Source organism: Sulfitobacter noctilucicola (assembly GCF_000622385.1).
GTDB classification, from domain to species: Bacteria; Pseudomonadota; Alphaproteobacteria; order Rhodobacterales; family Rhodobacteraceae; genus Sulfitobacter; species Sulfitobacter noctilucicola.
Map to the genome: position 1 here is coordinate 2798224 of NZ_JASD01000008.1, position 25255 is coordinate 2823478.

Sequence of the window (25255 nt, forward strand, 5' to 3'; positions counted from 1 at the left end):
GCAATCTTTGGTGACATATGGCACGACCCGTCGTTGGTATTATCGGCAATTCCTATCTGCTGAACGATCAGTATCCGGTCCATGCAGGTGGACAGATGAATTCTGACGCGGTTGCAGATGTGTCGGGATGCCTTCCGCTTATTATCCCGTCCGATCCGCGCCATGTAAGCGTTGAGGAACTGCTGGAGGTCTGTGACGGCTTTCTGCTGACGGGCGGGCGTCCGAATGTGCACCCCGAAGAATACGGCGAAGCGGCAACCGAAGCGCATGGCGAGTTTGACCGGGCCCGAGATGCGATTGCCCTGCCGCTTGTGCGGGCCTGCGTTGAGCGTGGTCAGCCTTTTTTTGGCGTTTGTCGCGGCTTTCAGGAAGTGAACGTTGCCATGGGCGGGACGCTTTACCCCGAGATACGTGAATTGCCTGGCCGAATGAACCACCGCATGCCTCCCGATGGGACCATGGAAGAGAAGTTCGAACTGCGCCATGATGTGACCTTCACCGAAGGGGGCTTGTTCCACAATGTGATGGGCAAGTCGCGGGTGCGGACGAATACGCTGCACGGGCAGGGGATCAAGGAACCCGGTCCACGTATCGTAATTGACGGGCACGCGGATGATGGAACGCCCGAAGCGATCTACGTACAAGGCGCTGCCGGTTTCACCCTTGCGGTTCAGTGGCATCCAGAATGGAATGCTGCTGACGATGCTGTATCACGTCCGCTGTTTACCGCATTCGGTGATGCTGTGCGTGATTGGTCTGCCCGCGCTGCGCGTCCTGCGTTGAAAGCGGTCTGATCTTGCGCGGTAAGGGGCGCTCTGCCCACCTTTCGAGATCACGAAAGCCTCTGTTCTTCTAGCAACTCGCGTGTTTTTTCGTTTTGCCGCGATAGAGTTGTGTTTCCAGCAAGCTGCGGCGTGCCCCGGTCAAAGCCGAAGGCGGGTGGAATTGGTGCCCCTCGGCGCAGGTCACGGTGCAAAGATGTATGCGGCCAGTCCTGCGGCCGGGGGCACAGGCCCGCGTGAACCGGGCTGAGATAGATCAGGTCGCGGTGACGGTCAAAGTCGGCCGCATCTTGGATCGCATGTTCCCAATAGCGCCTCTGCCAAATGCCCTTTTCTGCGCGTTTGATCTGGGACAGGGTGCGGTGGGGTGGCATGGGACAGCCGCGCGAAAATTGTGATTTCAACAAAGCGATGCGGGCGGGATAGGCGTCATCATCAGGCGGCAGCGTGCAAAGCATATGGATCGTGGCCGGCAGCACGGTAATCGCATCAATGCGAAACGGATAGCGCTCCAGAGTGGCACGCATGCAGCGGCGCAAATGATCAATGCGGCGCAGCAACAGGTCATCGTGGCGCTGTGCGAGACGCAGGGTGAAGATATACGTAGCACCCGGTGTGCGGCGGCGGATGTAGTTTGACATGTGCCGGAGCTTAGGTGCTTTGTAGTTAATCAACGGTTAAGCAAACAGCAGACCCTGTGAGGTAGGCTTCTGCTTACGTTGCAGAGTACAGAGGGAGAGGAAGTTTGGCCAAGTGGCGTGACACGGAGGGTTTGACCTTTTCGCAACTGGTGGATTTGCCGCCTGTCTGGCTCCTTGCTATGCTGCTGCTGACGTGGGCGCAAACGCAACTTTTGCCCGCGCTGACGGTGCCTTTCACCCTGACCAGTGGCTTGGGTGTTGTATTGGTTTTGTGTGGTATTGGTCTCATGTTCTGGGCCGTGGCCGCGTTCCGGCAGCATCAGACCAGCGTGGTGCCGCATCAGACGCCGGACCGTATCATTACCTCAGGTCCGTTCACCCGCAGCCGCAATCCGATCTATCTGGGCGATGTGCTGGTTTTAGGCGGGGCGATCCTCTGGTGGGGGGCGTGGCCCGCGCTTGTGCTGATTCCCGTCTTCGTCTTTGTTCTGACGCGACGCTTTATTGCGCCGGAAGAAGCGCGCATGAAAGAAAGTTTCGGCGAGCTATTCGATGACTTTGCTGAAAAAACGCCACGTTGGCTTTGAAAATGAGGTGGTTAAGCCTCTTTTAAACCTTGCCGCGCTTGTGGATAATGGGTCACCGCGCTACTTGCTGCGTATGCAAAGGACGGTCCTAGACAGGGGCCATCTTCAGGGGACGACCAAACAGGGGGGAAGACCGAGTGAAGATCGGAACGCCAAAAGAAATTTTTAAAGGCGAGAACCGCGTCGCGATGACGCCAGACTCCGCCGTGCAGCTTCAAAAGCTTGGGCACAGCTGCCTCATCGAAGCTGGCGCCGGAGTGCCAGCAGGCTTTGCCGATGCGGATTATACCAAGGCCGGTGTCGAGGTGGTCAAGACCGCCACTGCCCTGTGGAAAGAGGCCGATGTCATCGCCAAGGTGCGCGCACCTGATACGGGCGAGATGAAGAAACTACGTGCCGACCAGACGCTTATCTCCTTCTTCAGCCCCGTTGCGGACGAGAAAAAGATGAAAGCCGCAGCCGACAAAGGTGCGACGGTCATCGCGATGGAGATGATCCCGCGCATCAGCCGTGCCCAGAAGATGGACGCGCTGTCGTCCATGGCCAATATCGCGGGCTACCGTGCGGTGATCGAGGCAGGTAACAACTTTGGCCGTTTCTTTACCGGTCAGATCACGGCGGCGGGCAAGGTGCCTCCTGCCAAGGTATTGGTGGTTGGTGCCGGTGTTGCTGGCCTTGCCGCGATCGGAACATCCACGTCACTGGGTGCGATCACGCTGGCGTTCGATGTGCGGCCAGAAGTGGCCGAGCAGGTTGAATCGATGGGTGCCGAATTTGTTTACCTCGATTTCGAAGAGGAACAGCAGGACGGTGCTGCGACAGGCGGCTATGCAGCCGTGTCCAGCCCCGAGTTCCGCGAAGCACAGCTTTCGAAGTTCCGCGAGTTGGCACCGGAGGTGGATATCGTTATCACCACGGCGTTGATCCCGAACCGCGAAGCACCCGAGCTTTGGACGGATGACATGGTCGCCGCGATGAAGCCCGGCTCCGTTATCGTTGATCTAGCTGCGGAAAAGGGCGGTAACTGCAAGCAGACCGTCATGGACGAAAAGATCGTGACCGAGAACGGTGTGACGATCATCGGGTATACCGATTTCCCAAGCAGGATGGCGGCACAGTCCTCCACGCTTTATGCCACGAATATCCGTCATTTGATGACGGATCTGACGCCGGAAAAAGACGGCGTTATCAATCACAACATGGAAGACGACGTGATCCGCGGGGCGACTATCGCTCATGCCAAGGAAGTCACCTTTCCGCCGCCACCGCCCAAGGTGGCCGCGATTGCCGCACAGACCAAAAAGCCTGCGCCCAAGGAGCTGACCGCGGAAGAAAAACGTGCGGCAGAGGTTGCGGCCTTCAAGCAGCAGACCAAAAATCAGGTTACGCTGCTCGCAATTGGTGGCGCGTTGCTGCTGGCGGTGGGGCTGGTCGCTCCAGCAAGCTTCATGCAGCACTTCATTGTGTTTGTGCTAGCGGTCTTTGTGGGCTTTCAGGTCATCTGGGGCGTGGCGCACAGCCTGCACACGCCATTGATGGCCGTCACGAACGCTATCTCGTCCATCATTATTCTAGGGGCGCTGATGCAGATCGGATCAAGCTCCTTCATCGTGATATTGCTTGCTGCGCTGTCGGTCTTCATGTGTGGGATCAACATCTTCGGCGGCTTCCTCGTGACACGGCGTATGCTCGCCATGTTCCAGAAATCGTAAAGGGGCTGGAATAATGGATTTTGGTTTTACAACAGCAGTTTACGTCGTTTCGGCGATCCTTTTCATACTTTCGCTGGGTGGCCTTTCAGGTCAGGAGAGCGCCAAACGTGCCGTCTGGTACGGCATCGCAGGTATGGCTTTGGCGGTTGCCGCCACGCTGATCGGACCCGGTTCGGGCTACTGGCTCTTGTCGCTTATTCTGATCGCCGGTGGTGGTGCCGTGGGCTACCAACTGGCCACGCGGGTGCAAATGACGCAGATGCCGGAGCTGGTTGCCGCAATGCACAGCCTTGTGGGTCTGGCAGCCATCTTTGTGGGCCTGAACGCGCATTTCCAGATCGGTTATGTGCAAGAGACCCTGCTGAACCCCAACTTTGACGTCAAAGACTTCGGCACCTTTGCGGCACTGATTGCCAAGAAAACAACCGTAGAGATCAATATTCTGCGGGTTGAGCTGTTCCTTGGGGTCTTTATCGGTGCGGTCACATTTACCGGTTCCGTGATTGCCTATGGCAAGCTGGCGGGCCGTGTTAATACAGCGGCTGAAAAGCTGCCCGGTGGTCACATGCTGAACGCGGGTGCGGCGGCATTATCGCTGATTTGTCTGATCTGGTATTTCAACACCGGCGGTTTCTTCCCGCTCTTCATCATGACATTGGCGGCGCTGTTCATTGGCTACCACCTGATCATGGGAATCGGCGGGGCGGATATGCCTGTGGTTGTCTCAATGCTCAACAGCTACTCCGGTTGGGCTGCGGCGGCGATTGGTTTCTCGCTTGGCAATGACTTGCTTATCGTTGTTGGTGCGCTGGTCGGTTCTTCTGGCGCGATCCTGTCCTACATCATGTGTAAAGCGATGAACCGTTCGTTCATCAGCGTTATCCTTGGTGGTTTTGGTGGACCTGCCGGTGAGCAGATGGCCGTAGAGGGTGAGCAGATCGCAATTGAAGCAGACGGTGTTGCTGCGGCGCTCAACGAAGCTGATAGCGTCATCATCATTCCAGGCTATGGTATGGCGGTTGCGCAGGCGCAGGGAGCGGTAAGCGAGCTGGTCAAAAAGCTGCGCGCAAAAGGCAAGAATGTGCGTTTCGCAATCCACCCCGTTGCCGGTCGTTTGCCGGGGCACATGAACGTGCTGTTGGCCGAGGCTAAGGTGCCCTATGACATCGTGATGGAGATGGATGAGATCAACGACGATTTCCCGTCCACGGACGTCGCGATTGTCATCGGCTCCAACGACATCGTAAATCCTGCGGCACAGGACGATCCGAACAGCCCGATCGCCGGGATGCCGGTTCTCGAATGTTGGAAGGCCAAGCAGGTGTTTGTGTCAAAGCGCGGGCAGGGTACGGGGTACTCCGGTATCGAGAACCCGCTGTTCTTCAAGGACAACACGCGGATGTTCTACGGCGATGCAAAAGCATCCCTGGATAAGCTGTTGCCGATGATCGACTGACCATCTGTAGCGCGCTACATCATCAAAATTACACTGAACGCCCTGCCAGAGATGGTGGGGCGTTTTGCTTTCCCGGCCACTGCGCGTTGTCCGCGTAGCGGTGACCATAGCCAGCTTCCGACTCGCTTGGCTACATGTGGCAATATATGGCGCGTTTTGGGCGCGCGTGTGAAGAAAGCAGCCACATTTCCTCATGTCCTAAGGCTTAGGACAGCGCTTTTTCGGACCTAGTCGCCTGAGGTAACTAAATCTTTTCACTTGCCATCATTTGAATGCCAGTCGGCAGAACAAGTGCAGTTTTCGTCAAATCCGTGACAGATTCTATCGTTAACCTTTACGTAACGAAAACCTTAAGACGGGAAGGAGAACAAAGTGATATTTTTCTTTTGCGCAGCCATGATCAGCTGCCATTTTTTCCTGTTGCTTGGTTTTGCCAACACCATCTCGGGGATCAGCCCCGGTTTGGGAATGCCGGTGTTCATGGTCCTCTCGGTTCTGTCCGGTTTCTTCATAATGCGCGTTCAAGCACGGATCGAAATTTTCTTTATCCGCCGCCACCTGAAGCGCAATCCGACGTCCGGTTGGCGCGTGCTGGCTGCTGCGACTAAAGCGGAGAAGAAAAAGCCTTTGAAAAGATCTGACGTGCAGGACCGTGGGCTGCTCACGAAGGCCGCTTTCTACTGGGGTGCGGATATTCGCGAGCTTTTGCCCTCAAAGCTGCGGCGCGGATTGACCTGAACAGACCGCAAGCACTGGTCTTGCGCATTGGAGCGCTCGACTACTCCTTGTCATCGCTTGGCGCGGATGACCTAGCTGCGGGCAGGGATCAAATTCAACGGAAATTTGATAAACACGTTGTCAGTCTTCAGCAGATCGGTGCCCCGTGCCGAAACAATCGATGCCCAGCCCGCAATGACATTTGCGAGCACAGCTGCTGCCACAATCCCCGCATATCCCAACGTCATCGCCCCGATCCATGCCAATGGCAGATAGATGACAAAGATGCGGCTCAAACTTAGGCTCATCGACCAGACGGCCTTGTCCCGCGCGTTCATTGCCGCATTTGCCGTCACCACCAAACCATAGCCGAACAGTGAGGCCCCTACAAAGCGCAGATAGGTTGCGGCGTAGCGCGCATCGTCTTCGCCGGAGGCAAAGATCGCGGCAAGTGGCTCAGCGAATACCCCTAGCACCACGGCGATCAAGATCCCGTAGCCGATACAGAACCAGAATGCGTTCGCGGTAGCCTCTCTGGTGCGGTCATGTTTCTCAGCCCCCCAGTTCTGGCCGATGACAGGGCCGATGCCTGAGGAGAGCGCAAGCAATGGCACCAGCGCCATAGACTGGATGCGCGTGGCGGCACCGAATCCGGCCACTGCCGCTTCTCCGACGGTTGCGACCGCAGCTGTGACCAGTGCCATGCCGGCGGGATTGATCGCATTGGAGAATGCCGCGGGCAGACCCACATTCAGTATCTTCTTGGTTGAGGCAAGGGCACCGGCAAGGAGACTGCCACACCAGCCAAGCAGGCCCCGCCGCCATGCGATATAGAGCGCTATGACCACGGCAAGGATACGGCCGCTCAGGGTTGCGATGGCTGCGCCTGTCATGCCCAGTTCTGGCAATCCCCACATCCCGAAGATCAGAAGCGGATCAAGACCGACGTTGACGACCGCCGCCAGAACCATGATCCATGCCGATGTCAGGCTGTCGCCATGCGCACGAAACACCGCATTGGTAATCATCATCACCACCAGAAACGGAAAGCTTAGCGCCCATACGGGAATATACTCTGTAATGCGTCCCGATACGTCGCCGCCTGCGCCCAACGCGCCGAAGAGCAGGGGATAAATTGCCCAAACCGCCAGCGCGATTAGGGTCGACAGGACCAATCCCAGCCCGATGGCATGAAGCCCCAGTCGCTGTGTTGCCTCTGCGCCGTCGCCCCGTCCGACACCCTGGCTAAGTGCGGCGTTGGCACCGGCGCTCAGACCGATCGACAGGGACGTGACCGCCGTTGTGACAGGATAGATGAAACCAACGGCTGCCAGTTCTGTACCGCCAAGCTGACCAAGAAAGTACGCATCCGCCAATCCGACACTCAGCACCGCGAAAATGCCAAAGCTCATCGGTGCAGACATCGCGGCAAGTGCGCGCCAGACCGGTCCCTGTGTCAGATCGGAACGGTCGGATGTATCATTTTCGCTTTGCGCTTGGTCGGGCAAGGGGCAATCCAGTCCTTTGTTGTGGAAGCAGGGCAGATAGTCCGAAAGCAGCAGAGGGCCAGTGCGTATACGCTCAGTTGGACCTGCGGTATACAATGGTGTGCGGGCAACATCCTGAAAAGTATAACTTTTCTCTGTCAATATCGCGGAACCGGCTTATGTTTGATGCAATCAAGCCGACGAAACGGACAAACTGATGGCCCCGATAAAAGACTATCCGCAACGATATGCCCTCACCGGTGAGCTGCACGCGCGGCCGTTTCCTTCCCTCAAAGCGCCCTCTACGGCTGTGTTTCTGGCAATCAAACAGCCCGATGATGCCGCCAATCGGGACAAATCAAAGGATCTTGCCCATCTGATTGCGCTTCTCGATCACTACGGTGCCCCGCGACCCGATGCCGACGCCACGCATTATTACGGCGAAATGGGAAGGTACTGGCTGAAGTGGGAGCAGCATACGGAACTGGTGACATACACCGTATTTCGCAACGATATGGGAGATCGCGCCTTTGATCCTTCGGAGTTCGATGTGTTTCCCGAGTATTGGCTGATGGATGCACCGGGGGGGCGCATCACCTCCGCGCTCTTGCGGATCATGCCACGCCCCCCAACGGATGATGCGATACAAACAAAGCTCTCTGAATGGTTCGTACCTGAAAGCCTCGCCGTGGCTTCGGTGCTTGATGATGCCGCAGTGATTGCATCTGATTTCAGGATCGATTCAGCAGGCCATCTGCGCATCGCGATTTTCAAGAACGCCGAAACAGGGGACAGACGCACCGGGCGGATTGTACAGCGGTTGTGCGAGATCGAAACCTATAAATCGGCATCCATGCTTGGCTTTTCCATGGTGCGCTGGATGGCGCCTCAGCTGAACGATCTGGACGCCAAGCTGGAACAGCTGATGGCGCAGATGCGCGGGCCGGCTGCCAAAGCGGAGGACACGCTGCATGCGCTGTTGGACATTTCAGTGGAGCTTGAGACGCTGTCGGTGAAGACCGCGTTCCGCTTTGGCGCGACGGGCGCGTACCGTGCTATTGTGGGCCAAAGGATCGAAGCATTGCGCGAAGAGCGCTTTATGAGCAGGCAAGGGTTCGCAGAGTTCATGATGCGCCGCTACGAGCCTGCCATGCGCACTGTCGAATCCAGCGGGAACCGTTTGCAGACTCTTTCTGCACGGGCCATTCGGGCGTCCGAGTTGTTGCGTACGAGGGTGGATGTCGAACGGTCTGCGCAGAATCAGGAAATTCTGGCCAGTATGGACAAGCGCGCCGATCTGCAACTGCGCCTGCAAAAGACGGTGGAAGGTCTGTCCGTTGTGGCGATCAGCTACTACGCGGTGTCCCTTGCAGGCTACCTTTTGTATCCGGTGGCGGATGCCTTTGGCGTTAACAAAGGCACCCTGTTGGCTTTGGTCACTCTGCCGGTAGTGGGTGCTGTTTGGGCGATGGTGAGGCGCTTGCGGAAGCACCTCGACTAAGCACGGCTTGTGTCGCTTTCGCACCGACGGCAATCATCACGATAGCGAGCACTGCAGCGACCGAAAGCGTTGGTACACCAGACAGACCGGCACCAAGTGTACAGCCACCCGCCAGCACGCCGCCCACGCCCATAAGCGCGGCACCCGCGATATAGCGACCGGTCTGGCGCGGATTCTCAAAGCTTTGCCACTGGAACCCACCGAAGATCAGGCTTGACGCAAGCGCGCCGATTACAACACCGCCCAGCAGCCCCGTTCCAAAACCCGCCGAGATGGACGTGCTGGCGATGCTCCAGAACAATGTGTCAGCAGCAGGAGAGGTGAAGGAAAGGCTTTCCATCGCGATCGGGTCAAAATCATCATAAAGAACGTAGCCGGTTCCGACCCAAGCAAGCGGTGCCAGCAGACCGATGGCAGCGGCCAGACCCAGCATGACAAAGCTATTGCCGGAGCGCCAAGCGACTGCGAGGGCTGCCAATACGATTACAGATGTCCAGACCAGGGCACCACCCGGCAGCGCCGCAAGCGAGATGTATTCGCCCAGATCAACAGTCACAGCGCCCAGCGTGGTCCGTACTGGCGCAAGCACCCCTTTGAGCGTCATATGCGCCACAACAGCGAACACCAGCAGCACGGTTGCACCGCGTAAGTTGCCGGAACCCGTGAGAACAGTCAGGCGTGACACACAACCACGGGTCAGCACCATACCGGCCCCAAACAGCGCGCCGCCCAAAGCGATGGCAAGCACCGGCAATTCGGAAACCATAAAGCGGTGATCCGCGAAGGTGATAAGGTCAGCCGCGACTGCGATCTGTGTACCTGCAACGGCGACCGCAAGGGCGGTAAACCAGACACCCGCGGCGGCGCGGCGGTCTTCGCCGACAATCGCCCGCCTGAAACAGAATTTCGTCAGTTGAGCGAGCACACCAAACACAAGGCCAATAGCCAAAGCAAAGTAGACTGCGGCCTGCGGCGCTGTCAGATTTTCAAATCCGAAACTCTCAAACATAGGTTCATCCCCCAATAGATAGCATGGGATGTGGAGCGGAGGCTGTGAGTGATCAAGTCCTTGTGAACAATTCGATCGCGCTGCTGGAAGAATTTTTTCCTTCCAGCGCCTCTGGTTCGGTCCTTACGTTCTGAATTGAGGGGCAGGGCCGTAAAGTGATCTAATGATACAGGCGGAGCCGCAGTACGATCCTTTTTTGCGTCTTGTGGCTCTGATTTTCGAAGCAGGACAATTCGCGGGGCATCGATGGTGTTTAAAAGCCAAGCAAAGGTGCGGTGGGCTCCTTCACTTGGCTAATAAAGATACATTCGATGGCATGGGGCAGCGCATCACCCATGCGCACACGCTACGCAGGCAGCTTTTGAAAAACTTTGCTTATCGTCCCCGAATACGTGGATCAAGCGCGTCACGCAGACCATCACCAAGGTAGTTCACACTGAGAACAGTAAGGGAGATCGCGATGCCGGGCAGCAGAACACGCTCGGGGAAGTCCTGCATCCGTTGCACAGCATCGGCCAGCAGTTTGCCCCATGTCGGATAGTCAGACGGGAAGCCGACCCCAAGGAAGCTCAGAGCGGATTCCGTGATGATCGCTGTCGCAAGGCCAAGGGTGGCAGAGACCATAATTGGCGAGATCACGTTCGGCAACAGGTGGCGGCGGATGATCTTGCCGCTGGTTGTACCGATGGAGCGGGCCGCGAGAATAAACTCGCGTTCCTTGAGCGCCAGAATATCACCCCGAACAATACGGGCGGTTTGCATCCATGACGTCAGACCGATGATGCCGACGATCAGGATAAACATCCCACCTTCCGGACCAAAACGCGCGTTCAGCGGTTGGCGGAAAAGCGTCACCGCCAGCAGGGTCAGCGGCAGAATTGGAAGCGACAACACCAGATCGGTAAAGCGCATCAGCAGGAAGTCGAGGCGCTTGAAATATCCTGAAACAACACCAATCGCCGTCCCGATGAGCAGGGCCAGCGCCATGGCGAGCCAGCCCACAGCCATGGACACACGCCCACCGGCAATCATCTGCGCGAGGATGTCGCGTCCCAGTTGGTCGGTACCGAAAGGGTGCGCCCAGCCCGCCTTGGCGGCATCATCCCACAGCAGGGTATAGATCGGCCGCCAGTTCTTGTTGCGGATATCGAGTGTTTTGGGATCCACATCCCAAAGCCATGGGCCAAAGATGACGCCGAGCGTGATAAACAACAGGAAGCCGCCGCCAAACACGGCGCCTTTGTGTTTACGGAATTGGTCCCACACATCTTTCCACTGGCTGCGCGGGGGCTTTTGCGGCTCTTTGTCCACCAATGCGCCAAAGGTTTCGATGTCGGCTTCGATGGGGCTCGCTGGAATGGCTTGCTCAGTCATAACGGATCCTTGGGTCTAGCAGGCCGTAAAGGATATCGGCGATGAGGTTGAACAGAACGATGAGGATCGCAAAGATAAAGGTAAGCGTCATCACCATTGGCAGATCGTTGGCAAAAAGCGCCGTCAAAAGAAGCTGGCCGATGCCATTCACCTTAAAGACGTTCTCGGTGATGATCGCGCCGCCAAAGATCGCGGGCATGCCAAGGGCAATGACTGTGACCACGGGGATCATTGAGTTGCGCAGCACATGGACCATAACAACGACACCCTCTCGTAGACCCTTGGCGCGCGCGGTGCGCACATAATCCTGGTTGAGATTGTCGAGCATGGCACCGCGCATGTAGCGGCTGATCTGGGCGGTGGTTTGCAGGGCCAACACCATGACCGGCATGATCATCTGGTAGAATTGCACTTTGAAGCTTTCCCAGTCGGTCACCACATGAGTGGTGTCATAGATCGACGGGAGCCATCCCAGATAAACCGAGAAGATCACGATGAGCAGGGGGCCTGTAAAGAAGGGCGGGATCGAGAAGCCGACCATGGTGACAAAGGTACCGGCCTGATCAAAGACCGAGTAGTGGCGATAAGCCGAATAAATGCCGATGGGGATCGCGATGACAATGCCGACGAGGTAGCTAAGGCCGACAACCCAAAGCGTCTGCGGCATGCGCTGGATCACGATGTCCATGACGGGAGAACGGGTCTGCCATGAGATCACGCGCAGCTCACCGTTGTAGAAAGACGTGTCTGGCAACCAGCCCAAAAGAAAGCTGGTGTTGGTCAGGTAGTCGATGAAAATCTTCGGCTCGATCCAGAAGAACTGTATCAACCATTTGTAATACTGGACGTACCACGGCGCACCAAGGCCAAGGGCTTCGCGCATCTTCTGTTTGACTTCGGGCGGTACCGTCAGGGGCACCTGTGCCATCGGATCACCGGGGGCGAGTTGTAACAGGCCGAAGATGATAAAACTGATAAACAAAAGCGTCGGGATCGACAGGATCAATCGTCTTAGGGTGAAGGTCAGCATGAATGGCCATCGCCTTTGGTTAGCAGTCTTGAGAAATGTGTAAGGTGGGGTCAGACCCCACCTTACGAGAGCGCATCCGGCAGGGCGAACCCTGCCGCACATGCATTACTTCATACGGTACCAGTCCGCCACATTCCAAAGCTCGGAATCCCATGTGTTCAGGATAACGCCACCAAGGGTGTTGGATGCTGCGGATACACGACCACGGTCAACCAGAGGTACAATTGTCATTGTGTCTTTGGTGATGATCTCGTTCAGACGCTTGGCAATTTCGCCGCGCTTGTCGAGTTCGCCGGTGCGGGACAGTTCGTCCAGCAGGGTGTCGTATTCTTCGTTGCAGAAGCGGTTGATGTTTTCACCCTGCCACTGTGAAGATGGCTTGGGTTCGTTGCCACAACGGTAGGCCGACAGATACGCCTGCGGGTCTGTGCCGTCGAAGTTGTTCGCGTACATTTCGACGTCCGCATAGAACTTCTGGAAGGTGTCAGGGGAACCCGGGTCACCACCAAAGAAGACAGACGCATCAAGGTTACGCAGCTCGGTTTCAACACCGATCTGGCTCCACCAGTCTTTGATCAACGCCTGGAAATCCTGACGGACAGCGTTTGTTGATGTCTGGTACAGCAGGGACAGCTTCATGCCGTCCTTTTCGCGCACGCCGTCACCGTCGGTGTCGGTCCAGCCAGCTTCTTCGAGCAGTGCTTTTGCACCTTCGATGTCCTGCGTCAGACACTCTGTGTTGTCGGAGGCATAAAGCGCAGGGGCAGGGACCAGGTTACAGGTCGGACGACCAGCCTGACCGTAGCCAACTTCGACCAGCAAAGGACGGTCGATTGCCATGGAAAGTGCTTTGCGCACGTTGAAATCCGACAGGATCGGGTGTGGATGCGCCACGGTGGACCGCTCGCCTTCCGGCAGATCGGGGGACGGGTTGGTCATGTTCATCTCGATACGCTCGACCAGTGTGCCGAATGCGGAGATTGGTGTGCCTTTGCCCGCTTCAGCCATTTTGGCCAGAACATCGGGTGCCAGCTGCATGTTCCAAGCGTAGTCGAATTCGCCTGTTTCCATTACTGCACGGCCGGCTGCAACAGCGTCGCCACCGCCTTTGAAGGTGAGTGAAGCGAATGCAGGCTTGCCCTCATGGCGGAAGTTCTCGTTCGCGGCCATCGTGATCACGTCGTTTGGACGGAATTCGGTGACTGTGAAGGGACCTGTGCCGATCGGGTTGAAGTTTGCTTCTGTACACTCAGGCGCCTTGGCACCGAGGCAGTCAGCGAACTGTGCTTTTTGCAGGATCGGGGATTGTGCGCCCATGAAAGGGCCATATGGGTTTGGCTTCGCTTCGGAGAAGGTCACTTTAACCGTCATGTCGTCGATGGCTTCCACGCTGGACACGCCGTCAAACTTTGACGCCTGTGCGCAACCGCCTTCGGGGTGCATGCAGTATTCGGCTGTGAAAACAAGGTCAGCAGATGTGACAGGCGTGCCATCGGACCACTGCATGCCGTCTGCGATTTTCCATGTGATGGACGTCAGGTCTTCGGAAACACCGCCGTTTTCAACTGTTGGGATTTCTGCTGCCAGATAAGGCACAAGCGCGCCTGTTTCGTCGTAGCGGCCCATCGGCTCAAGCACGAGAGACGCTGATTCCAAATCTTTGGTGCCGCCGGACAGATAGGGGTTCAGGATCGATGGCGCCTGCCAATAGATGATTTTCACTTCACCATCACGGCCGCGCTCACCTTCATGGCCATCAGCCATAACCATGGGGGCAAATGCGGTTGACGCAATCGCACCCATTAAAAGGGTTCGTAGTTTCATTCGTACTCTCCATGTTGGACACGATTTCCGCGTGTCGCGTTTTGGGGCAATGCTGCCCATCTTGCATGATCACTCCGGGGATGACTTTAACTACGTCAGGTAACCATAGGTAAACATGGGACAACTGACTCGTTTGTTTCACACACCCCCAGAGCGCATGGGCGCAATGACACCAACTTTCGTGCAAATTGCAACCCTTCTCATGAGCCGATTGCAAAAAGCGCCCGAAAAGGCGGCGGCTGTTTGACCTGCGCTGGCAATAGCCTTAGCTTCGCCCGATGAACGCTGAAAAAAGCGACAGGGGATAGTATGCTCGACCAGACAAACGTAGCGCCGATTGCACAAATTCAGGGGCTCCGCGTTGAATTTCAGACGAAAGACGGCCCTGTCGTAGGGGTTGAGAATGTCAGCTTTGACATCAATCCAGGCGAAACTGTTTGTGTGGTGGGCGAATCTGGGTCGGGAAAATCGGTCTCATCGCTTTCGCTGATGCGCCTTGTCGAATACGGCGGAGGTGAAATTGCCGGTGGGCGCCTATTATTTGATCGCTCGAACGGCGACCAGATTGATCTGGCCGAAACGTCTACTTCAGACATGCGCCGCATCAGGGGCAACGAGATCGGAATGATCTTTCAGGAGCCTATGACGGCGCTTAATCCGGTGTTTACTGTCGGCAAGCAACTGACAGAAGGATTGCGCCTCCATAAGGGTATGAGCAAGCGGGCCGCCGAAGCCCGTGCGCTGGAACTGATGACGCAAGTGCGCATCCCCGAGCCCGAGCGGCGGCTGAAGCAGTATCCTCACGAATTGTCCGGCGGCATGCGCCAGCGCGTTGTGATCGCGATGGCACTGGCCTGTGAGCCGCGTCTCTTGATCGCGGACGAGCCGACGACGGCGCTGGACGTGACCATCCAAGCGGAAATCCTTGCCCTGATGGACCGCCTCAAGCGTGAGACCGGGACAGCCGTGATGTTTATCACCCACGACATGGCGGTTGTGGCGCAGATGGCCGACCGCGTGGTCGTCATGTACCGCGGCAACAAAGTAGAGGAAGGCACGGTCCAAGAGATATTCGAAGACCCGCAGCATGGGTACACCAAAGCCCTGTTGGCTGCTGTGCCGAAGCTTGGTGAAATGACGGGCAGACAATACCCGGAGCCGATGAAGTTGTTGGGGAGCGAAGACAAGCCCATCGAGCCGATCAAAGGCACCGAAGAGGTGCTGCTGGAGGTGAAAAACCTGACCACGCGCTTTCCGGTGAAGGGTGGGTTTTTCCGCCGCACTGTGGCGAATGTGCATGCCGTCGAAGACCTCTCTTTTACCATCAACAAGGGCCAGACACTGAGCCTTGTGGGCGAATCGGGATGCGGCAAATCTACGGCAGGCCGCTCGATTCTCCGGCTTGTTGAGCCGCAGTCAGGATCCATCAATCTGGGTGGCAAGGACATCATGGCACTGAACCAGCGTGATCTGCGTACGGCGCGGCTGGACATGCAGATGATTTTTCAGGATCCCTTCGCCTCTCTGAACCCTCAAATGCAGCTGGCGGATCAGGTGGCCGAACCGATCTACAATTTCGGAACGCTTAAAGGCAAGGCGGTTCAGGAGCGTGTCGAGATGCTGTTTGACCGGGTCGAGCTGCCCCGCAGCTTCATGCGCCGGTTCCCGCATGAATTGTCCGGCGGTCAGCGCCAGCGTGTGGCGATTGCCCGCGCGCTCGCACTGAACCCCAAGCTGATTATCGCGGACGAAGCGGTGTCGGCGCTGGACGTGTCGGTGCAGGCGCAGGTGCTGAACCTGATGATGGAGCTGCAACAGGAAATGGGCCTGAGCTTCTTGTTCATCAGCCATGACATGGCGGTGGTCGAACGCGTCAGCCATTATGTCGGCGTGATGTATCTTGGCCGGATCGTAGAGTGGGGTACACGCAGTCAGGTTTTCGAGAATCCGTTGCACAGCTACACGCAGGCTTTGATGAAGGCCGTCCCGATTGCCGATCCTCGCAAACGCAAGGACGAGAAAGATCTGAACTTCAAGCCGATCCCGTCGCCCATTCATTCAACCCGCTATGTCGCCGAGCCGTCCGAATATGTTGAGGTCGATCCGGGACACCACTTGCTGGTAACGGACAGTGGTTACTAGGCCCGCGGCATAACGTGCACGAAAGAAACTAGCGCATCAGGCGGCAGGTGTACTTGCCATTTCCGGTGCCTAATTTCGATTCCCACTTCCGGCAATTCTCCAACGCCTTGATGTGTGCGGTGTTTTCGTTGGTGTGCCACGCATAGCCACACCCCCTAATCCCCGTAATGGTAGGGGCTTTGCGGCCTGCGAATGCAAAATGGTAGGCGGGGTAGTCGCTTGCGATCTTCGCTAATTCTTTGCGGACGTTGCTGCAGCTGAAGACCTTTCCTGCCGCTTCCTTGATCCTGCCCCTGATTTCTTTGGATTGCGCCTGCGTTTGCGCGTGGCCGGCGGCCGGGAAAGCGCTGTGAGCCGCGACACATGCAACAACCATCAGCAACATGCCAAAACTTCGCGGGGCGCGTGCATTTCGATGCCTTTGGGCCTGTACCATCATCGCAATCTGCTCCATGTTCGTGACATGCGTCTTCAACAGACATGATGAAGACTGAAAAATCCAACCCGCCACTTTGCCAAAGGAAAAACCTTGCCTGTTCGGTTATCCCCGTTTGAATTGATGGAAAAGCTGATCAGCTTTCCAACCGTAAGTCGAGACACCAATATCCCGTTGATTGACTGGGTGGCGGAGTATCTCGACAGTCATGGCATCGAAAGCCACCGCTACATCGACCCCGATCAACCCAAGCATGCGCTTTTTGCCCATGTCGGGCCGTGGGAAGAGGGCGCGATTGTTCTTTCGGGGCACACGGATGTGGTGCCGGTAGATGGTCAGCCGTGGGACACCGATCCTTTCAGCGTGGTCGAAAAGGACGGCAAATACTACGGACGCGGCACCTGCGATATGAAAGGGTTCGATGCGCTTGCGATTTGGGCTCTGGTCGAGGGAAAATATGACGGTCTTGCGCGGCCGCTGCAGATCGCGCTCAGCTTTGACGAAGAGGTCGGGTGCACCGGCGCACCACCGATGATTAAAGCGATGCAACCGGTACTGCCCAAAGGTTCTGCCGCGATTATCGGTGAGCCGTCCACGATGCAGGCTGTCACCGGCCACAAGGGTGGCACGGGGTTCAATACGCATGTTGTGGGGTTTGAGGTGCACTCGTCCCTTCTGCATACGGGCGTGAACGCGATCATGGCGGGGGCCAAGCTGATCGAATGGGCCAACGAGATGAATACTGAAAACATGGCGGCCAAGCCGACCGATCTTGCGGCGATGTTCGAGCCGCCCTTTACCACGGTTCACGTCGGCATGATCGAGGGCGGGACGGCTCATAACATCACGGCCAAGGACTGTAAGTTCGCGATGGATTTCCGCGTGGTGCCCGGTGAGGACAAGGAAAAGTGGGCTACAGCCTATCTGGAGAAAGTGCGCGAGGTCGAGGCGCAGATGCAGGCCGTAGTGCCGCAAACGCGGATCGACATCACGCCGCGCTTTGATGTGCCTGCGCTACAACCCGAATCCGATGGCGCAGCTGAGACTTTGGTGCGCCAGATCACGGGTGACAACGCCAGCCACAAGGTCAGCTACGGCACCGAGGCTGGCCAATTTCAGGAAGCAGGCTATTCCGCTGTGATTTGCGGACCCGGTGACATTGCTCAGGCTCACCAGCCGAACGAATTCATCGAGGTGGCGCAGTTCGAAGCGGGTCATGACTTTATGCGCAAACTGTTGGCGCGATTGGCATGAGCGGAGGGTGGGCGATACGTCCACCTTCCGTTTGCCCGCGTAATGTGCAGCAGCGCTGCACCGTTGGTTTGATGTTATGAGCCATCCATTCGTTATCTCTGAGAGCTCTCCGCTGACGTACGGCGGACCTCTGCCCGAACAGGCAGAAGTAGTTATTATTGGTGGCGGTGTGATCGGCATTTGTACGGCGATTGAACTGGCGCAGCTTGGCCATGACGTCGTTGTACTTGAAAAGGGCCGCATTGCGGGCGAGCAATCGTCGCGAAATTGGGGCTGGATTCGCCAGCAGGGCCGTGACCCCGACGAACTGCCGATCATGGTGGATGCGATTCACGGTTGGAAAGACCTTGCCAGCCGCACAAATGTGGATTTCGGCCTGCGCCAGACCGGCGTGACATATCTGGCGAAAACGGCTTCTGATATGGCGGGGTATGAGCGGTGGTTACCCCATGCCAAGGCCCATGGCGTCGATACTAAAATTCTGAACAGTAGCGAGGCCGCGGCCATGCTCCCCGGTCTCAGCCATGCCGTGGCCGGTGCGTTGGTCACCCCCTCTGACATGCGGGCAGAACCTTGGCTGGCCGTGCCGGCCCTTGCCGGTATTGCTGCGCGCGCCGGTATAAGGCTGCTTGAAAACTGCGCGGTGCGGATGCTGGACCTTGCCGCAGGCCGTGTCGCGGGTGTGATGACCGAGCGCGGTCGGATCCACGCTTCGACGGTGGTGTTGGCCGGTGGCGCGTGGTCATCGCTGTTTTTGCGCAATCACGGTGTGGGCCTTCCGCAACTCGCAGTCCGCGAAAGCGTCGTGGCGACCCATCCGTTGCCGGATATCCACAGTGGGGCAGCAGCAGACGACAAGGTTGCCTTCCGGCGCAGGACTGATGGCGGATATACGTTGGCACCTTCGGGTGTTGCAGAGCTTTATATCGGACCGGATGCGTTTCGTGCTTTGCCTGCCTATCTGCCCCAACTCAGGGCGGCTCCTTTTAACCAGCAGTATCTGGCCGCAGCGCCCAGGGGTTTTCCAGATGCATGGGGCACGCCCCGTCGGTGGACAGAAGATGAGATCACGCCGTTTGAGCGAATGAGAGTGTTGAACCCCACACCCAATAGTCGCCATTTGTCGCGACTGGTCCGGCGCTTTGCGGCGTTGTTTCCGGCGCTCCCGCCTGTGCGTGTCAAAGCCACGTGGGCGGGAATGATAGATACCATGCCTGATGTTGTGCCGGTGGTGGATCATTGTGCAGAATTGCCGGGGCTGGTTATCGGGACGGGGATGTCGGGCCATGGCTTCGGCATTGGGCCGGGCATCGGGCAGGTCCTGGCAGGTCTGGTGCGCGGCGATACCCCGCGCCATGATCTGTCACGTTTCAGGGCCAACCGGTTCAGGGATGGATCAAAGATCAAGCTCAGTCCCGGTGTATAAGCATTTCAAAAATTGACTTTTATCAGGAGTAGTACGATGCCCATCAAGAACCGTTTCGCCGAGACACACGCCGAAATTACAGCGTGGCGCAGGCATCTGCACCAGTATCCCGAGTTGCAGTTTGACGAGCATGAGACCGCCAAGTTCGTCGTGGACAAGTTGCGCAGCTTTGGCATCACGGACATCACTACAGGGATCGGCCAGACGGGTGTCGTGGCCGTGATTGAAGGCCGTCAGACAACCTCTGGTCGCGCCATCGGTCTGCGCGCGGATATGGATGCGCTGCCCATTATGGAGGCCACGGGGCTTGAGTATGCCTCAAAGGTGCCGGGCAAGATGCATGCTTGCGGGCATGACGGGCATACCGCGATGTTGCTGGGTGCAGCGCAATATCTGGCAGAGACACGGAATTTTGACGGACGCGTAGTGCTGATCTTTCAACCCGCCGAAGAGGGCGGCGGCGGTGGCAACGAAATGGTCAAAGAAGGATTGATGGACCGCTGGGGTATTGACGAGGTCTACGGCATGCACAACATGCCCGATTACCCTGTCGGGCAATTTGCCATCCGCAAGGGTGCTCTGCTGGCTGCTGCTGACCAGTTCGACATTGTAATCGACGGGCAGGGCGGTCACGCGGCTGCCCCGCATGAGGCGGTGGACAGCAATCTGGCGGCAGCGCAGGTGGTCGTGGCTTTGCAAAGCATCGCGAGCCGAAATGTCGATCCGGTCAAACAGGTCGTCGTGTCCGTCTGTACCATGCGCTCGGACACGGACAGCCACAATGTGCTGCCTCAGACCGTAAAGCTGCGCGGGACGGTGCGCACGCTGGATGAAGATGTGCGCGATCTGGCCGAAGCGCGCCTGCGCGATATTGTCACCCATACTGCTGCGGCGCATCAGTGTCGCGCAGAGATCGAATATGAACGCGGCTATCCCGTGACCGTCAACCACGATGCCGAGACGGATTTTGCGGCGGACGCAGCAGAGAAAGTCAGCCCCGGGGTCTGGCGTGACACGCCGCCCATTATGGCGGGCGAGGATTTCTCCTACATGCTGAACACGCGGCCGGGTGCGTATATGATGATCGGCAACGGCGAAGAGGGCGCAACCGTCCACCACCCGATGTATGATTTCAACGATGAGGCAATCCCTGCGGGCTGTTCGTGGTTTGCTGAAGTCGTAGAGACGCGCCTCAAGGCCAGCTGATAACTCACGGCTATGACAGGCCGTTCACCCGAGGCAGTGGAGGGCATATGGCGAAATCCACTGCTTCTTAATGTTTTGGTCTTTCTGCCGTATGAAAGTCGCGCGGAAAGACCAGCCTGCTAAATTCTCACAAGCTCCAGTTATACCCGGTTGCTTGTTCTGACCGCGACCATAGCTTTGACATTACCTCTTTATCGTAGGCGTAAGGTTCCAGTGTGCCGCGTCCAACGGGACCGCCCGTTTCCATGCGTCCGGCCGGGCCGTATAGGGCGCGCTCTTCTAAACCGTTTTCGGTGGCGCACATGACTTCTGGGTAGGCTCCTTTTTCGGCAGATTGCACAAACGGTGATTTGGACATGACGTACCACATCGCGCGGGTGAAAAAGCCGCCGCTGGTGCTGATAAGAGAGGTCGCTGATGCGCCGGGATGACAGACATAGACGCGGACATCTTTCCCCGCAGCTTTGATGCGGTCCTGCAGCTCATAGGCGAACATCATCTGCGCGAGCTTGCTTTGGCTATAGGCGGGATTGGCGCGGTAGTCGTTGTCCCAGTTCATGTCATCGAATTTGATTGTTCTCAAACCCATCTTGTAACCTAGGCTGGCCACCACAACGATCCGCCCGTTGGAGGTGTCAATTCGGTCAAAAAGCATGCCACACAAAACGAAATGACCGTAGTGATTGGTGCCTAGCTGGCTTTCGAATCCATCTACGGTCAGCTTGCGAGTAGGCACCTGCGCGATGGCCGCATTGCAGATCAGCGCGTCGATCCGGGGTGCGCTCTCAAGCACCTCTGTTGCTGCGTTGCGGACGCTTGCCAGTTCCGCCAGATCCATATGGATAAAGCTGACATCGGCATTGGCCCCAAATTCGGCCTTCAGCTCTTTGATCGCGACAGTCGACTTGCTCGCACTGCGGTTTAACATGACCACTTTTGCTCCCTTGCTGAGCAGCGTTCGCGTGGCCTGAAAACCTGCGCCAGCATTGGCACCGGTGATCAAATACGTTTTGCCCGCAAGCGAGCCGAGCCGCTGAGGTGTCCAGCCTTGAGGTCCGAATTGTGTGTCTGCCATGATAATGCTCCGATTGCCTCAAACGCGTGGTCTGCGGTTTGATGTTTCTATCTGATCAGAGAGATATCTCTCGATCCTATGCAAAAACAGACGATATCGTCGCGAATACTTGCCTGATTGTATCACAACCGTTGCCAGCGTTAGGAAGTCACTTCTAAAAGGAACGCATTATACAAGAAGAGATTAAACTCCTGATCCAAAACCGGATGGACAAGGACGGTATGGTCGACACGGGCGTGGCGGGCATCAAGCTCTTCCGCGCTACGCAGTCTGTCCCTTGTGCGCCTGCCGTCTACGAACCTTGCGTGATTGCGATCGCGAGCGGTGCCAAGGAGGCGGTGCTAGATGGCGCACGGTATATCTATGATCAAAGCCGCTACATGTGCTGTCCGATATCCATGCCGGTCATGGCGGGGACACCTTCGGCGTCCGAGGGTAATCCGCTTTTTGGTGTTTTCATTGCTCTTAACCCGCGCATCATGAGCACCCTCGCCATCGAGATGGAGAACGCCGGTGCCGCTATCCCATCTTCTGACCGAAGGACTATCAGTAGCGAGCAGGGCATCCGGCTGGCACGATGGGATAATGCGTTTTCCGACTCTCTGCTTCGGATCTTGAAGTTGGGCGGCAATGACGTTGACAGGATCGTTTTGGAGGAAGCGCGCCTGCGGGAGCTTTACTACGCAATTCTCAAAGGCGAGGCCGGACAATTCGCGAGGACCGCCTTCGGAGCCGGTAATGCAATCGCACGGTCCATCGCGCATGTCTCGGCAAATTTGGGTGAGGGCATATCCATTGATGAGATGGCAGGGCGGGCGGGTTTGAGCCGCGCGGTCTTCCATCGCAAGTTCAAGCAGGCGACAACGATGTCTCCGATCCAATTCGTTAAATCTATGCGGCTTAACAAAGCGGCGATGCAGATCGCTGAAGGCATGACAGTGAGCGAGGCCGCGATGGATGTCGGCTATCTCAGCCCGTCCCAGTTCAGTCGCGAATTCAAGCGTCTTTACGGACAGTCACCCCGCCAATGGGGGGACGCGCTCCAGTCATGAAGATATAGCTGGTTCCAGAAATCCCAGTTCCTGCTGTGTCGGATTGGCAGGGAATCTCCCTGAAATTCGGCAGCCTTACCTTTGGCAACCATGCAAAATTTTATCTGATCCGTGCGCAGGCAGGATACATTCTGGCAGACGCGCGGTTTTTCTCAGGGTGACGCTTAGACAGCGCGGTTTCTGGGCGCTAGAGGCTGTCTAGAGTGATGGCCTATTAAGTTTGCCGATAAAGCCATTGATTTTTATTATAAATATTTAGAAGCTAGAAAGTCGTTTGGGTCGGGGGACGGTCAGCGTGCGCGACTGATGCAGAGAAAATCGGGCAATATCCCCGCAAATCCCTGCGCAATTATTTCCGACTAAAAAAGTCGGATTGACATATCTTACAAAATTACTCAGATATTAGACCTGCATCCAGCCACTCCCGAAACCTGCGGAGAAGCCCGATAGTTTTTTGATGGAGGACTTCCCGAATGCGAGATCTAATGACCCGTTTTAAATACTGCCGGTCCGCATCGGGTAAACCCGAGGGGATCAACATGAGAAGGACTTCTCAGCGACCTGAATGCGGCACAACACCAAAGCGGGGGGAGCTGTGATGTCTTATCACAATGCAAAAGAGACCCTCAGCCCCGCGCAAAAGGCACTGCCAGCCTATGCTGCTGACGAACTGACAAAAGGTGGCGATCAGGCACAGATCGTTCTTGGAGATCAGGTCTATACCCTGCGGATCACGCGGGCCGGCAAGTTGATCCTGACCAAATGACGGATATAGCAGAAAATCGCGGTGGCGCGCCGGTCGGCTTTATCACCGAACTTGACGGGATCGAGGCGGCTTCGGTCATCTATCTGCGCCTTTGGTGCGATGGCGCGGAAAGCCAGTCACAGGTCTGGAATGATTTTGCGTCTTGTCTTGGGGCAGATCAGGGGCGGCGGGCTTTGAACACGTTTCAGGAGCTCTGCGCGCTGTGCACCCAGCATGGCAGGCGTCCGCTGATGCGGCATTCCGTAAACTGCAAATGCCTTGGCGCGGACGAAGCCTGCTTTGCCAATTTCATCGCAACCGCCGTGATGGGGGAACGCGAGGACGCAATGCTGATTGCAACACTCATTGTGCGCCCCGATGTCGCTCCTTTACTCGCGTCACTCGCGACGGACTTCGGGCTGGCGCTCAAGCGGATGAACCTGCGTGCACCCAGACAAATGGTGGCCAAAGACCAGCGCCTTCACACACAACCGATCACACTTCACTGACAGGACTTATCGATGAAAAACGCGTTTCTTACTTCCACAGCACTGCTGATAGCAGGTGTCGTTCCGGCCTTTGCGGTTGAGAAAACAGACGTTCTCGACACCTATGCCGATATTGCTGCGGCAAAGTATCAAGACAGCCTGACAGCGGCGCAAAAACTGCAAGAGGCTGTCATTGCGTTGGTCGCGGACCCTTCTGCCGAAGCGCTGAACGCTGCAAAGGCGGCTTGGCTCCAGGCGCGTGTGCCCTATCAGCAGACTGAAGTTTACCGTTTCGGCAATGCGATCGTTGACGAATGGGAGGGCCGCGTGAATGCATGGCCTTTGGATGAGGGGCTGATCGACTATGTGGATGCATCCTATGGCGGGCCATCTGATGAAAACGCCGCCGCCGCCTTGAACGTGATCGCTAACCCGACCTTTACGTTGTCGGGCAAGGAGATTGACGCAACCGAAATCACTCCGTCTTTGTTGGAAGATACGTTGCAAGAGGCTGACGGGATCGAGGCGAATGTGGCAACGGGCTATCATGCCATCGAATTCCTGCTGTGGGGGCAGGACCTGAACGGGCATGGGACAGGGGCAGGCAATCGGCCATGGACAGATTACGCATCTGCTGAGCTTTGCACCAATGGCAACTGCGACCGACGTGCCGAGTATCTTACCGCAGCAACCGACCTGCTGGTTGCGGACCTGAACTGGATGTCTGCGGAATGGGCCAATGGTGGAAAGGCACGCGCCGAGCTGATGGCAGACACAGACGCGGGCCTGACGGCAATGCTGACGGGGATGGGATCGTTGTCCTATGGCGAGGTTGCGGGCGAACGCATGCGCCTTGGCGTTATGCTCAATGATCCTGAAGAAGAGCATTCCTGCTTTGCCGACAACACCCACAACGATCATTACTATGACGGCCTTGGCGTCAGAAATGTCTATCACGGCGCATACATCCGTACTGATGGCACGCTCGTCAGTGGTCCCTCACTGTCTGATCTGGTGGTTGAAAGCGATCCCGCACTGGATGCAGAAATGAAAGCCAAGCTGGATGCGACGATGATCTCTTTGGGGCGGATCAAGACGGCGGCAGAGGCAGGATTTGCATACGATCAGATGTTGGAGCGCGGCAACGAGGGCGGCGAGATGCTGATCATGGGTGGTGTGGATGCTTTCATCGATCAGACACGGTCAATCGAGCGTGTGGTCACCGCGCTCGATCTTGATGGGGTCGCTATCGAAGGGTCAGACAGCCTCGACGATCCGAACGCCGTTTTCCAATAGGTCAGGCCCGCCAGC

22 protein-coding genes are annotated in these 25255 nt (G+C 57.0%); 14 read left to right on the top strand and 8 right to left on the bottom strand.

Annotation, left to right across the window (positions count from 1 at the left end):
• Positions 1-17: 17 nt before the first annotated feature.
• The gene (locus Z946_RS0117245; protein WP_025056973.1) at positions 18-794 is read left to right on the top strand and encodes a gamma-glutamyl-gamma-aminobutyrate hydrolase family protein; all 777 of its coding nucleotides are present in this window, start codon (positions 18-20) and stop codon (positions 792-794) included.
• Between the two features lie 38 nt (positions 795-832).
• On the opposite strand, the gene Z946_RS20830 is transcribed toward Z946_RS0117245, so the two are convergent.
• Positions 833-1423 (bottom strand): REP-associated tyrosine transposase, encoded by a 591-nt coding sequence (locus Z946_RS20830; protein ID WP_025056974.1) that lies wholly within the window; start codon positions 1421-1423, stop codon positions 833-835.
• 104 nt (positions 1424-1527) lie between these two features.
• Here Z946_RS20830 and Z946_RS0117255 point away from each other — a divergent pair, with 104 nt between their 5' ends.
• The 4 genes from Z946_RS0117255 to Z946_RS0117270 all read left to right on the top strand — a co-directional run bounded on the left by Z946_RS0117255 (position 1528) and on the right by Z946_RS0117270 (position 5916).
• Positions 1528-2010, top strand: a complete 483-nt coding sequence (locus Z946_RS0117255; protein WP_241461347.1) for a methyltransferase family protein — start codon at positions 1528-1530, stop codon at positions 2008-2010.
• Between the two features lie 137 nt (positions 2011-2147).
• Positions 2148-3722 (top strand): Re/Si-specific NAD(P)(+) transhydrogenase subunit alpha, encoded by a 1575-nt coding sequence (locus tag Z946_RS0117260; RefSeq protein WP_025056976.1) that lies wholly within the window; start codon positions 2148-2150, stop codon positions 3720-3722.
• A 13-nt stretch (positions 3723-3735) separates the two neighbouring features.
• On the top strand, positions 3736-5178 hold the full coding sequence (locus tag Z946_RS0117265) for an NAD(P)(+) transhydrogenase (Re/Si-specific) subunit beta (protein WP_025056977.1): 1443 nt from the start codon (positions 3736-3738) through the stop codon (positions 5176-5178).
• Between the two features lie 396 nt (positions 5179-5574).
• Entirely contained in the window at positions 5575-5916 is a 342-nt protein-coding gene (locus Z946_RS0117270; protein ID WP_152540593.1) for a hypothetical protein, read from the top strand.
• Positions 5917-5987: 71 nt separating this feature from the next.
• On the opposite strand, the gene Z946_RS0117275 is transcribed toward Z946_RS0117270, so the two are convergent.
• Positions 5988-7544, bottom strand: coding sequence for an MATE family efflux transporter (locus Z946_RS0117275; protein WP_311733185.1), 1557 nt, complete (start codon positions 7542-7544; stop codon positions 5988-5990).
• Positions 7545-7599: 55 nt separating this feature from the next.
• Between Z946_RS0117275 and Z946_RS0117280 the strand changes: the two genes are divergently transcribed.
• On the top strand, positions 7600-8883 hold the full coding sequence (locus Z946_RS0117280) for a DUF3422 family protein (protein ID WP_025056980.1): 1284 nt from the start codon (positions 7600-7602) through the stop codon (positions 8881-8883).
• Here the strand turns inward: Z946_RS0117280 and Z946_RS0117285 are convergent.
• The 4 genes from Z946_RS0117285 to Z946_RS0117300 all read right to left on the bottom strand — a co-directional run bounded on the left by Z946_RS0117285 (position 8819) and on the right by Z946_RS0117300 (position 14120).
• A complete protein-coding gene (locus Z946_RS0117285; protein WP_025056981.1) occupies positions 8819-9892 on the bottom strand; it encodes a YeeE/YedE family protein in 1074 nt (357 codons plus the stop codon). The genes Z946_RS0117280 and Z946_RS0117285 overlap by 65 nt on opposite strands.
• A gap of 375 nt (positions 9893-10267) precedes the next feature.
• Positions 10268-11266 carry an ABC transporter permease gene (locus tag Z946_RS0117290; RefSeq protein ID WP_025056982.1) on the bottom strand — a complete coding sequence of 333 codons (999 nt, stop codon included), beginning with the start codon at positions 11264-11266 and terminating at the stop codon, positions 10268-10270.
• Positions 11259-12296, bottom strand: a complete 1038-nt coding sequence (locus tag Z946_RS0117295) for an ABC transporter permease (protein WP_025056983.1) — start codon at positions 12294-12296, stop codon at positions 11259-11261. Before Z946_RS0117295 ends, Z946_RS0117290 begins: the two co-directional genes overlap by 8 nt.
• A gap of 105 nt (positions 12297-12401) precedes the next feature.
• Positions 12402-14120 (bottom strand): peptide ABC transporter substrate-binding protein, encoded by a 1719-nt coding sequence (locus Z946_RS0117300; protein ID WP_025056984.1) that lies wholly within the window; start codon positions 14118-14120, stop codon positions 12402-12404.
• A gap of 309 nt (positions 14121-14429) precedes the next feature.
• Between Z946_RS0117300 and Z946_RS0117305 the strand changes: the two genes are divergently transcribed.
• Entirely contained in the window at positions 14430-16262 is a 1833-nt protein-coding gene (locus Z946_RS0117305) for an ABC transporter ATP-binding protein (protein ID WP_025056985.1), read from the top strand.
• A gap of 28 nt (positions 16263-16290) precedes the next feature.
• Here Z946_RS0117305 and Z946_RS20835 read toward each other — a convergent pair whose 3' ends face one another.
• Positions 16291-16716 carry a hypothetical protein gene (locus Z946_RS20835; RefSeq protein ID WP_152540594.1) on the bottom strand — a complete coding sequence of 142 codons (426 nt, stop codon included), beginning with the start codon at positions 16714-16716 and terminating at the stop codon, positions 16291-16293.
• A 75-nt stretch (positions 16717-16791) separates the two neighbouring features.
• Here Z946_RS20835 and argE point away from each other — a divergent pair, with 75 nt between their 5' ends.
• From argE to Z946_RS0117325, 3 genes are all read left to right on the top strand, one after another.
• Positions 16792-17952, top strand: coding sequence for an acetylornithine deacetylase (gene argE / locus Z946_RS0117315; protein ID WP_025056987.1), 1161 nt, complete (start codon positions 16792-16794; stop codon positions 17950-17952).
• Between the two features lie 76 nt (positions 17953-18028).
• Positions 18029-19378, top strand: a complete 1350-nt coding sequence (locus Z946_RS0117320) for an NAD(P)/FAD-dependent oxidoreductase (protein ID WP_025056988.1) — start codon at positions 18029-18031, stop codon at positions 19376-19378.
• 36 nt (positions 19379-19414) lie between these two features.
• A complete protein-coding gene (locus Z946_RS0117325) occupies positions 19415-20584 on the top strand; it encodes a M20 aminoacylase family protein (RefSeq protein WP_025056989.1) in 1170 nt (389 codons plus the stop codon).
• A gap of 127 nt (positions 20585-20711) precedes the next feature.
• Here Z946_RS0117325 and Z946_RS0117330 read toward each other — a convergent pair whose 3' ends face one another.
• Positions 20712-21659, bottom strand: a complete 948-nt coding sequence (locus Z946_RS0117330; protein WP_025056990.1) for an SDR family oxidoreductase — start codon at positions 21657-21659, stop codon at positions 20712-20714.
• Between the two features lie 206 nt (positions 21660-21865).
• Here Z946_RS0117330 and Z946_RS0117335 point away from each other — a divergent pair, with 206 nt between their 5' ends.
• The 4 genes from Z946_RS0117335 (at position 21866) to Z946_RS0117355 (ending at position 25240) form a co-directional block, all read left to right on the top strand.
• Positions 21866-22711, top strand: a complete 846-nt coding sequence (locus tag Z946_RS0117335; protein WP_221228687.1) for an AraC family transcriptional regulator — start codon at positions 21866-21868, stop codon at positions 22709-22711.
• A gap of 598 nt (positions 22712-23309) precedes the next feature.
• The gene (gene hemP / locus Z946_RS20840; protein ID WP_081780892.1) at positions 23310-23477 is read left to right on the top strand and encodes a hemin uptake protein HemP; all 168 of its coding nucleotides are present in this window, start codon (positions 23310-23312) and stop codon (positions 23475-23477) included.
• A complete protein-coding gene (locus tag Z946_RS0117350) occupies positions 23474-23965 on the top strand; it encodes a hypothetical protein (RefSeq protein ID WP_025056992.1) in 492 nt (163 codons plus the stop codon). Before hemP ends, Z946_RS0117350 begins: the two co-directional genes overlap by 4 nt.
• A gap of 12 nt (positions 23966-23977) precedes the next feature.
• A complete protein-coding gene (locus tag Z946_RS0117355) occupies positions 23978-25240 on the top strand; it encodes an imelysin family protein (RefSeq protein WP_025056993.1) in 1263 nt (420 codons plus the stop codon).
• Positions 25241-25255 lie beyond the last annotated feature (15 nt).